9 protein-coding genes and 1 pseudogene are annotated in these 9,396 nt (G+C 72.7%); 5 read left to right on the top strand and 5 right to left on the bottom strand.

Features of this window, described 5'->3' with window-relative positions; all coding sequences use genetic code 11:
- Positions 1–9: 9 nt before the first annotated feature.
- The gene (locus ACIA5G_RS35810) at positions 10–1,464 is read right to left on the bottom strand and encodes a PucR family transcriptional regulator (RefSeq protein WP_395931439.1); all 1,455 of its coding nucleotides are present in this window, start codon (positions 1,462–1,464) and stop codon (positions 10–12) included.
- A gap of 106 nt (positions 1,465–1,570) precedes the next feature.
- Here ACIA5G_RS35810 and gabT point away from each other — a divergent pair, with 106 nt between their 5' ends.
- The 3 genes from gabT to ACIA5G_RS35825 are packed head-to-tail and all read left to right on the top strand — an operon-like array spanning position 1,571 to position 4,874.
- Positions 1,571–2,926, top strand: a complete 1,356-nt coding sequence (gene gabT / locus ACIA5G_RS35815; protein WP_395931441.1) for a 4-aminobutyrate--2-oxoglutarate transaminase — start codon at positions 1,571–1,573, stop codon at positions 2,924–2,926.
- Entirely contained in the window at positions 2,923–4,350 is a 1,428-nt protein-coding gene (locus ACIA5G_RS35820) for an aldehyde dehydrogenase family protein (RefSeq protein WP_395931443.1), read from the top strand. The genes gabT and ACIA5G_RS35820 overlap by 4 nt, the downstream gene beginning before the upstream one ends.
- Before the next feature lie 5 nt (positions 4,351–4,355).
- The gene (locus ACIA5G_RS35825; protein WP_395931445.1) at positions 4,356–4,874 is read left to right on the top strand and encodes an HAD domain-containing protein; all 519 of its coding nucleotides are present in this window, start codon (positions 4,356–4,358) and stop codon (positions 4,872–4,874) included.
- Here the strand turns inward: ACIA5G_RS35825 and ACIA5G_RS35830 are convergent.
- Both ACIA5G_RS35830 and ACIA5G_RS35835 read right to left on the bottom strand, forming a co-directional pair.
- Positions 4,863–5,633: a helical backbone metal receptor gene (locus tag ACIA5G_RS35830; RefSeq protein ID WP_395931447.1), complete on the bottom strand. Its 771-nt coding sequence runs from the start codon at positions 5,631–5,633 to the stop codon at positions 4,863–4,865. The genes ACIA5G_RS35825 and ACIA5G_RS35830 overlap by 12 nt on opposite strands.
- On the bottom strand, positions 5,630–7,036 hold the full coding sequence (locus ACIA5G_RS35835; protein WP_395932254.1) for an RNB domain-containing ribonuclease: 1,407 nt from the start codon (positions 7,034–7,036) through the stop codon (positions 5,630–5,632). Before ACIA5G_RS35835 ends, ACIA5G_RS35830 begins: the two co-directional genes overlap by 4 nt.
- A 128-nt stretch (positions 7,037–7,164) precedes the next feature.
- Between ACIA5G_RS35835 and ACIA5G_RS35840 the strand changes: the two genes are divergently transcribed.
- On the top strand, positions 7,165–8,109 hold the full coding sequence (locus tag ACIA5G_RS35840) for an AAA family ATPase (RefSeq protein WP_395931449.1): 945 nt from the start codon (positions 7,165–7,167) through the stop codon (positions 8,107–8,109).
- On the opposite strand, the gene ACIA5G_RS35845 is transcribed toward ACIA5G_RS35840, so the two are convergent.
- Positions 8,106–8,294 carry a hypothetical protein gene (locus tag ACIA5G_RS35845; protein WP_395931451.1) on the bottom strand — a complete coding sequence of 63 codons (189 nt, stop codon included), beginning with the start codon at positions 8,292–8,294 and terminating at the stop codon, positions 8,106–8,108. The two genes, ACIA5G_RS35840 and ACIA5G_RS35845, sit on opposite strands and share 4 nt — an antisense overlap.
- Before the next feature lie 41 nt (positions 8,295–8,335).
- Positions 8,336–8,560, bottom strand: a complete 225-nt coding sequence (locus ACIA5G_RS35850) for a hypothetical protein (protein ID WP_395931453.1) — start codon at positions 8,558–8,560, stop codon at positions 8,336–8,338.
- 562 nt (positions 8,561–9,122) lie between these two features.
- On the opposite strand from ACIA5G_RS35850, the pseudogene ACIA5G_RS35855 reads away from it, so the two are divergent.
- A pseudogene (locus ACIA5G_RS35855) lies at positions 9,123–9,396 on the top strand (hypothetical protein); the annotation flags it as partial.

Below are 9,396 nucleotides of genomic sequence, written 5' to 3' on the forward strand. Positions count from 1 at the left end.
GTCATTCCGCTAAGCCTGGAGCGCGAGCCAGAGTTCCGCGCGGACGCCGGGTGCGTCGAGGTCCCGGCCCAGCAGCTCCTCGGCCTTGCGAATGCGGTTCCGCAGTGTGTGCCGGTGGACGCCGAGGCGCGCGGCCGCGACGTCCCAGTGGCCGTGGTGTTCCAGCCAGCAGCGCAGTGAGCCGACCAGGTCGCCGCGGCCCGTCTCGTCGTGCTCTCGCAGCGGGGCCAGCGCGTTTTCGGCGTAGATCCGGGCCACCACCGGGTCGATGAGCGACAGCAGGCCGCGGCCGGTGTGCTCGGCCGCCGACACCAGGATCTTGTCCTCGGCCTCCGCCGCCCGAGCGGCCAGCTCCGCCTGCTCCAGCCCGGCCGCGAACTCGGCCGGCGCCACCGGACCCGCAACGCCGCCGTGCAGGCCGCCGATCCGCAAGGCCGCCGCGGCCACCGGGTCGATCGCCGCGCCGGAGCCGAAGGCGGCCACCAGCGAGCCCCACCGCGCCGCGACCACCGGCTCGCCCTCCAGCGCGTCGAGCAGCTTGCGCCGCACCGCGGGCGCTCCGGTGAACACCAGCACCGACCACGGCGCCTCCGGGACCTCGCCGCCCGCCGTGCCCAGCACCCGCAACGCCAGCTCGTCCTGCCCACCCGCCAGGAGCTCCAGCAACCCCGACCGCAGCGCCTGCCGCGCCGCCGCCTGCGCGCGATCCTGTTCCAGCGCAAGGGAAAGCACCGACACCGCGGTGTTGACGATGTGCCGCGCCGCGGTGTCGAGCGGCGTCGCGGTCCCGACCGCGAGCACACGCCGTACACCGGTGTCGAGGGTCTGCAAAACGACCTCGTCCTCCCCCAGCGGCACCACGCGCGTTCCCGTGCGAAGGCGCTCCAGCTCTTCTCGCAGCGAAGCGCCGTACGCCCGCGCGCTCGCCGGAGCGGCTTCGGTGACGGTGGTGCGGTCGAAGAGCAGCACCCAGCCGTCGACGAGCTTCGCCAGCTTCCGCAGCACTCCCGCCGGCCCACCCTTGCCGACCGCCGTGCGCGTCAGTTCCTGCTGAGCCTTGCCGATCCGGACCGTCGTGGCGTACTCGTCGGCCGCCACCGCCCGCGAGACCGCGCGGGTGATCGCGATGAACGGCGTCTTGCGCGGCACCTCCAGCACCGGCAGGCCGACCTCGTCCGCGGTTTGGACCAGCGCTCGCGGAACCTCGTCGTGGCTCAGCCCGACACCGAAGCCGAGCCCGGCCGCCCCGGCCTCGACCAGCCGGCGCACGTACGCGGGTGACGTCTCCTCGTCCAGCGCCAGGCCGGTCGTGAGCAGCAGCTCGCCGCCCTCCAGGAAGGCCTGCGGGTCGGTCAGCTCCGTCGGGTGCACCCAGCCGATGGGCCGGTCCAGGTGGTCGTCGCGGGTCAGCACCCGCAGCCCGAGCGGACGGTCGGCGGCCAGGGCCCGCAGCGTGAGTGCCATAACGGCCAATTCTACGCGCTTTCTTGTACGGAACGGCCAGCTGACGATCACCGCGCGCGGACTCATCCTGAGGACGTCCACCCACCAGCGTCGGCAGGAGCACGCCGTGACCGCAAGCACCACCGCCGAGCCGCAGGCCCCGGCGCCCCGGCAGCGCAGGCTGCGCACCGAAATCCCCGGCCCCGTCTCGCGCGAGCTGCAGGAACGCCGTGTCAACGCGGTTGCCGCCGGGGTCAGCTCGGTGCTGCCCGTCTACGTCACCTCGGCCAGTGGGGGCCTGCTCACCGACGCCGACGGCAACGTCCTGATCGACTTCGGCTCCGGCATCGCGGTGACCAACGTCGGGCACTCCGCGCCGGCGGTGGTGGACCGCGTCCGCAGGCAGGCCGAGCTGTTCACGCACACCTGTTTCATGGTCACGCCGTACGAGGGGTACGTCGAGGTCTGCGAGGCGTTGGCCGAGCTGACACCAGGTGACCACGCGAAGAAGTCGGTGCTGTTCAACTCCGGCGCCGAAGCCGTCGAGAACGCCGTCAAGATCGCGCGTGTCGCAACCGGGCGCCAGGCTGTCGTCGTCTTCGACCACGCCTACCACGGCCGCACCAACCTGACGATGGGAATGACCGCGAAGTCGGTGCCCTACAAGCACGGTTTCGGCCCGTTCGCGCCCGAGGTCTACCGCGTGCCGGGCTCGTACCCGTTCCGCGACGGCCTGTCCGGTCCCGAGGCGGCCGCGCTGGCGATCGACCGGATCGAGAAGCAGATCGGCGGCGACCAGGTGGCCGCCGTTGTTTTGGAGCCGATCCAGGGTGAGGGCGGCTTCATCGAGCCCGCCCGCGGTTTCCTGCCCGCGATTTCGGCGTGGTGCCGCGAAAACGGCGTGGTGTTCGTCGCCGACGAGGTGCAGACCGGCTTCTGCCGCACCGGTTCCTGGTTCGCATCGAGCGACGAGGACGTCGTGCCGGACCTGATCGCGACGGCCAAGGGCATCGCGGGCGGCCTGCCGCTGTCCGCCGTCACCGGCCGCGCCGAGCTCCTGGACGCCGTCGGCCCGGGCGGCCTCGGCGGCACGTACGGCGGCAACCCGATCGCCTGTGCCGCCGCGCTCGGTTCGATCGAAACCATGCGTGCCGAGGACCTCGCTTCGTCGGCGAAGCGCATCGAAGGCGTTGTCCTGCCGCGGCTGCGTGCGCTGGCTGACGAGACCGGCGTGATCGGCGACGTCCGCGGCCGCGGCGCGATGCTGGCCGCGGAGTTCGTGAAGCCCGGGACCACCGAACCGGACGCCGACCTCACCAAGCGCGTCGCGGCGGCCTGTCACCGGGCCGGCGTGGTGGTGCTGACCTGCGGCACGTACGGCAACGTCGTCCGGCTGCTGCCGCCGCTGTCCCTGTCCACCGACCTGCTCGACGAGGGCCTCTCGGTCCTCGAGCACGCTGTCCGCACGGAGGCTCGCTCGTGACTTTCCCCTTCTGGGTCGCCGGAAAACCGGTGACCGGCGGCGCCACCGCCGACGTCCGCCACTCCTTCGACGGCTCGCTCGCCGGGTCGCACTTCGTACCGTCCACTTCGGACGTCGAGGCCGCGGCGCAGGCCGCGCACGACGTCCGCGACGAGTTCGCGACGCTGCCCGCGCACGTGCGCGCGGGGGCGTTGGACCACGTGTCCCGGGCCTTGGGTGAGCGGTCCGAGGAGATCGCTCAGCTGATCACGGCGGAGTCGGGCAAGCCGCTGAAGTGGGCACGCGGCGAGGTCGGCCGCGCGGTGTCGACGTTCCGCTGGGCCGCCGAGGAGGCGCGCCGCTTCTCCGGTGAGCTGCAGCGCCTCGACACCGACCCGGGCGGCACCGGCCGGTTGGCGCTGATCCGGCGGGTGCCGCGCGGGCCGGTGCTGGGCATCACGCCGTTCAACTTCCCGCTGAACCTGGTGGCGCACAAGGTGGCCCCGGCGATCGCGGTCGGCGCGCCGATCGTGCTCAAGCCCGCACCCGCGACGCCGCTGACGGCGTTGCTGCTCGGTGAGATCCTGGCTTCCACCGATCTTCCGGCGGGCTCGTGGTCGATCCTGCCGGTGGACAACGAGACGTCGTCGCGGCTGGTCGAGGATCCGCGGCTGCCGGTGGTGTCGTTCACCGGCTCGGTGCCGGTCGGCTGGGCCATCCGCGACCGCGTGCCCCGCAAGCACGTCGCCCTGGAACTGGGCGGCAACGGCGCGGTCCTCGTCTGTCCGGATTGGACGGACCTCGATTTCGCGGCGCAGCGGATCGCGACGTTCGCGATGTACCAGGCCGGGCAGTCGTGCATCTCGGTGCAGCGGGTCTACGCGCACACTGACGTGTTCGACGCTTTGGCCGAGAAGGTCCTTTCGCAGGTGAGTCATCTGCGCACGGGCGACCCGCGCGCGGAGGGTGTCGACGTCGGCCCGATGATCAACGAGGACGCGGCTTCCCGGGTTTCTTCCTGGGTGTCCGACGCGGTTTCCGCCGGCGGCCGGTTGCTGACCGGCGGCGGCCGTTCGGGCGCGACCTTCGAGCCCACGGTGCTGGCGGACGTCCCGGAGGACGCGTCGGTGATGGCCGACGAGGTCTTCGGCCCCGTGGTCTCGCTGATCCGCGTCGCGTCGGTGGACGAAGGGGTGGCACGGATCAACGCGTCCCGCTTCGGCCTGCAGGCGGGCGTGTTCACCCGCGACCTCCCGACGGCGTTTTCGGTTTCGGCGTCGTTGCAGGTCGGCGGGGTGCTGGTGGGTGACGTCCCGAGCTTCCGCGCCGACCAGATGCCGTACGGCGGCGTGAAGGACTCGGGCGTCGGCCGCGAAGGCCCGGCGTCGGCGATGGCGGACTTCACGGAGGAGCGGGTAACGGTCCTGACGGGTTTGACGCTGTAACAAGTGTGAGACCGCTGATCTTGCTCGACGTGGACGGCCCGCTGAGCCCATGGGCGGCACCACGCCACGCGAAGCCCGCCGGCTACGTCGAGCACCAGCTGCGGATCTCCCGCTGGAGCCGCCGCCGGCAGCGGATCTGGCTGAATCCGGCCCACGGCCCCAGGCTGCTCGCTCTGGCCGGTTCCGCCGACGCGGAGCTGGCTTGGGCGACCAGCTGGGAACACCGGGCGAACGCCCAGGTGGGCCCGGCGATCGGGCTGCCGCCACTACCGGTCGTCGAGTTCGCCGGGCAGCTCGAGGCCCGGCCCACCGCGTGGAAGTTCGGCCCGGTGGCCCGGTTCGCGGCCGGGCGCCCGCTGGCCTGGTTCGACGACGACTTCGACCTCTTCCCCAACGCCCGGCAAGCGTTCCTCGACCGCCGCGCGGGCCTGCCGACCGAGCTGATCCCCGTCGACGCGCACACCGGCCTCACCGACGAGCACTGGGCCGCGCTCGAGGGCTGGGTGCGCGACCTACAGCTCTGACAGCGTTTCCGTCAGGGCGGCGTGGGCCTCGACCAGCGAAGGCCCGTACCAGGTGAGGTGGCGGCCCGAGACCAGGACGTACCGCGCGTCCGGGAAGTGGTCCGGGCCGTCCTCCTCCGTGAACAGGTACGGCTCGTCCGGCAACACCAGCAAGTCCGCGTCCGCCGCGAAGTGCGCTCGCAGCTCCCCGACATCCGGCCGCGGATACCGCTCCTCCGACGCCGCGTAGACGTTTGCCACACCCACCCGGCGCAGGACGTCGCCGCCGAAGGTCTCGCGGCCCAGGACGATCCACGGTTTGCGCCACACCGGCACCACCGCGTGGAACCGCACCGGCCGCACCTCGCGCCAGAGCTCCTCGGCCTCGACCAGCCAGCCCGGCTCCTCGAGCTCGTACGCCTGCGTGAGGATCCGGCGCAGCGAACCCAACGCGGCCGGCACCGAAGCCGCCGCGGCCATCACCCAGACCGGGATCCCGTTGGCGCGCAGGCGTTCCACGTCCTCCGGGCGGTTCTCCTCCGAATTGGCCAGCACCAGATCGGGTGCCAGATCCAGCACCTCGTCGATCTTCGGGTACTTCGAGCCACCCACCCGCGGGACGTCCAAAGTGGATGGATGGGTGCAGTAGTCGGTGGCGCCGGCGAGCCGTCCGGGTGCGCTGACCTCGACCGCTTCGGTCAGTGAGGGCACCAAAGAGACCACGCGGGAAGCCGGGCCGGTCACCGGCACCGGCTCCCCGAGATCGTCGACGAGAGTCATGCGCGTTCGAACGACACCTTCCGCTTCTCGACGTCGACCGCGGTCAGCCGGACCCCGATCCGCTCCCCCGCGGTCAGCTTCTCCCCCGCGCACTTCGCCATCACCGTCGGGTCCTCGACCAGGATCTCCGCCTTGTTCTCGTCCGCGCGCAGCACCACCGCGCTGAACTCGCCGCCGACGTGCTCGGCCAGCACCCACGCCTCGACCTGGTCGATGCACGCCCGTTCGACCTTCGCGGCCAGGGTGTCGGACGCGCTCATCCGCTCCGGGACGTCCGCCAGCGCCGCCCGCACCCACTCCGGGACCTCACGCCCGGCCGAAACGGCGAGGCAGATCTCGGTGGCGAACCGGTCGACCAGCCGCCGGATCGGCGCCGTGACGTGGGCGTACGCGCCGCCGATGCCCGCGTGCGTCGTCAACGCGGGCAGCTCGCCGTCGAACGCGGTGTAGCCCGCGCCGCGCAGCAGCCGCGTCGTGTCGGCGTAGATCGCCATCGACGCCGGCTGCCGGGGATCCAGCCGGGACAGGAACTCCGAGACGGTGTCGGCCGCCGGCCAGGCGATGCCGACCGCTTCGGCGGAGCGGCGCAGCCAGTCGACGGCCTCGGGCTCCGGGTCGGGCAGCGTGCGCAGGACGCCCACCTTCGCGTCGATCATGATCTGCGCCGCGGCCATCCCGGTGAGCAGCGAAATCTCGGCGTTCCAGGCGTCGACGGCGGTGCGCGGGCGTCGGGCGAGCACCCAGCCGCCGTCCGGGTCGCCGCTGATCTCCTGTTCCGGCAGCTGCAGCTCGACGGCGCCACGCCGGACGGCCAGCTCGCGCCGTCGCCGCCCCAGCTCGGGCAGCGCGGCCACCGACGGGTGCGGGTTTCCGGCGTCGAGCGCGGCCTGCACCGTCTCGTAGTCGAACTGCTCGGTGGACCGGACCAGCGCGCGCCGCACGCGGGTCACCGTCGGCTCCCCCGCCTCGTCGGTCTCGATGGTCCAGAGCACCGCGGGCCGGATCTCGCCGGGCAGCAGGCTCGCCGCGCCTTCGGACAGCACCGGCGGGTGCAGCGGGACGTTCCCGTCCGGCAGGTAGAGCGTCTGCCCGCGCCGACGTGCCTCCTGGTCCAGCGCGCCACCGGGCGGCACGAAGGCGGCCAGGTCGGCGATCGCGTAGTGCACCCGGAAGCCCTGCGCGGTCCGCTCGACGACCATCGCCTGGTCGAGGTCCTTGGAGCCGGGCGGGTCGATGGTGACGAAGGGCAGGTCGGTCGCGTCCTCGCGGGGGCCGGCGCTCGCGAGCGGGTCGAGCACCGCCGCCTCCGCCTCGGCCAGCACCTCGGGCCCGAAGGACTCCGGCAGCAGAAACTCGGCACGCAGGGGGCCGAAGTCCCCGCCCGCCGAGTGTGTCCTGATCACGAGGGGAGGCACCCCCCAACCCTAACCCCGGCGAGCCCGATGATCGCCCGATCGGGCGTGGGCCGGTCGGGTGTACGTTGACTTCCACAATAATGAAAACCGTCTTCATTTCCAGAAAGGGTTCGACCGTGAAGATCGCGTTCGTCGGCAAGGGCGGCAGCGGCAAGACCACGTTGTCATCGCTGTTCGTCGCGTACCTCGCCGACGCCGGCCGGCCGGTGCTGGCGATCGACGCCGACATCAACCAGCACCTCGCGGTGGCGCTCGGCGCAACCGAAGAGGAAGCACTGGCCTGGCCGACGCTCGGCGACAACATGGCCCTGATCAAGGACTACCTGCGCGGCGACAACCCGCGGATCGCCGACGCCGCGTCGATGATCAAGACAACCCCGCCCGGGCGCGGCTCACGGCTGGTGCGGCCGTTCGAGGACAACCCGGTCTTTTCCGCCTGTTTCCGGCAGCTGGGCGGGGTGCGGCTCGGCGTCACCGGCCAGTTCGACGAGGACGACCTCGGCGTCAAGTGTTACCACTCGAAGGTCGGCGCGGCGGAGCTGCTGCTGAACCACATGGTCGACGTCGACGGCGAGTACGTCGTGATGGACATGACCGCGGGCGCCGACGCGTTCGCTTCGGGGCTGTTCACGCGGTTCGACGTGACGTTCCTGGTGTGCGAGCCGACGGTGCGCAGCGTCGGCGTGTACCGCCAGTACGCGGACTACGCCCGCGACTTCGGCGTGCGGCTCGTGGTGGTGGGCAACAAGGTCACCGACACCGAAGACGTCGAGTTCCTGCAGGAGCAGGTCGGCGAGGCGCTGCTGGGCTGGATGTCGGCCTCGCGCCACGTCCGCGCCGCGGAGCGCGGCACGGCCCGGCCGATCGCCGAGCTCGAGCCGCGCAACCTGGCGACGCTGAGCGCGATGCACGCGGCGGTCGACGCGGAGCAGCGCGACTGGACGCGCTACCAGCGTCAAGCCGTGGAGTTCCACCTGCGCAACGCAACGGCGTGGGCCGGCGCCGACCTGGCGGCCCAGGTCGACCCGGAGTTCGTGCTGGGCCCGCGGCTGCCGGTCTAGTCGTCGGCGTCCTGGGCGTCGGCTTGCCGGGTCCGTTCCCGGGCGATGTCGAGGGCCCGCCGGGCGGTGGCCTCGTCCGGGTACGGGCCGAGCAGGTCGACACCGCGGCTGCGTTCGAGGTGCTCGACCTGGTGGGTGCGGGTGTTGTAGTACCACCCCTGGTCCGGGTTCGGATCTTTGGACATGGCTCAAGCCTGGCAGCTGACGGCCCGCCTGTCAGCGTGAGTCACCGCTTGTAGCGGTAGGGGATTTCCGTCGGCTGCCCGGTCGGGCCGAAGTCCGGGGTTTCCTCGGGCTCGGCCGGCTGATCGGTGAACTCGTCGAACCACCCGCGGGGGTTGCCGCGGGGCGGGGTCTCGGGTTCTTGGCGCGAGGGTTGCGGCAGCGGGGTGTCCCGGCCGGGGAAGACGGGCGGTCGTGCGTTGGCGCCGGTGGGCGGGACGGGGGGCATCGTTCCGGGGCCGGGGAAGACCGGACGCGCTGGGGCGGCGTGGCGGGCCGGGAGGGGCTGGGGGTTCGACTCGGGGCCGGGGAAGACCGGCTTGGGTGGCCTGGCGGTGGGGTTCGCGGCTGGGCCTGGGCCGGGTGCTGGGACCGGGCCGGTGTGGGGTGCCGGGGCCTGGCTCGCTGAGGCTTGGCTCGCTGGGGCCTGGCCAAAGCTGGGCGCCGGATTCGGGGCGGCGTTGGATGCCGGACCCGGGCCGGAGCTCGGTGCTGGAGCGGAGCCGGGTGCCGGGGCCGCGTTGGGCCCGGGGGCCTGGCCGGCATTGGGTGCTGGAGCCAGGCCCGAGCTAGCTGCGGGGGCCTGGCCAGCATTGGGCGCCGGAGCCAGGTCGGAGCCGGGTGCCGAACCTGAGCCGAGGGCCGGAGTCGGGCCGGTGTGGGGTGCCGAGGCCGGGCCCAAGCTAGGCGCTGGAGCAGGACCGGAGCCGGGCGCCGGGCTCGTGTTGGGAGCCAAGGCCTGGCCGGAGTTGGGTGCCGGCGGGCCCGAGCTGGCTGCGGGAGCCTGGCCGGTGTTGGAAGCCGGGGGGCCCCACGGCGGCTGGGGATTGGCCGGAGCGGACTGCTGCGACTGCGGAGCGACGGGCGGCATCGGCGGCAACTCGGCAAGCGGCTGCGGCACACCGGGCGGCTGCGAAGCGTTGGCCTGCGTCGGCTGCGGATGCGAAGCCATCGGCGGCACCGACTGCGCGCCGCCGGGCGGCGGCGCATTGGGCGGCACCGACTGCCCCTCGACTGGCGATTGCGGCGCGTTGGGCGGCTCCAGCTGCGAAGCAGCAGGCGGCT

Source organism: Amycolatopsis sp. NPDC051758 (assembly GCF_044453095.1).
Taxonomy (GTDB): Bacteria; Actinomycetota; Actinomycetes; order Mycobacteriales; family Pseudonocardiaceae; genus Amycolatopsis.

What these genes read in the sequence shown, in the direction of transcription:
- ACIA5G_RS35810 (WP_395931439.1), bottom strand. Translation starts at nt 1,464, where the DNA reads ATGGCACTCACGCTGCGGGCCCTGGCCGCCGACCGTCCGCTCGGGCTG.
- ACIA5G_RS35850 (WP_395931453.1), bottom strand. Translation starts at nt 8,560, where the DNA reads ATGCCCCCCGTCCCGCCCACCGGCGCCAACGCACGACCGCCCGTCTTC.
- ACIA5G_RS35830 (WP_395931447.1), bottom strand. Translation starts at nt 5,633, where the DNA reads ATGACTCTCGTCGACGATCTCGGGGAGCCGGTGCCGGTGACCGGCCCG.
- ACIA5G_RS35845 (WP_395931451.1), bottom strand. Translation starts at nt 8,294, where the DNA reads ATGTCCAAAGATCCGAACCCGGACCAGGGGTGGTACTACAACACCCGC.